The 273-nt window shown below is 36.6% G+C and carries 1 pseudogene; it reads right to left on the reverse strand.

The features are described 5' to 3' along the window. A pseudogene (locus tag Q4548_RS16830) lies at nucleotides 1-273 on the reverse strand (hypothetical protein); the annotation flags it as partial.

The following is a 273-nucleotide window of genomic DNA, read 5'->3' on the forward strand; positions in this document are numbered from 1 at the left end:
CTCCCAAACTTTTGACCAACTCAATTTTAGAATCATCGCCGATTTTTGCATAAACAATTGCTCCTTTTCGTTTAGCCAATTGAATTAAAAAAGAACCTACGCCTCCAGCAGCAGCATGAATCAAAACGTGATCACCTTTGTGAATTGGTGCTAAATAATCGGTCATGTAATATGCTGTAACTGCTTGTGTACACAATGCCAAAAGATGAGCAGCGTCTTCTTGCTCTTCAATAATAACAATTGCTGTTTCTAATGTATTAACATGTTTTGCAT

Source organism: Wenyingzhuangia sp. 2_MG-2023 (genome assembly GCF_030548295.1).
GTDB lineage: Bacteria > Bacteroidota > Bacteroidia > Flavobacteriales > Flavobacteriaceae > Wenyingzhuangia.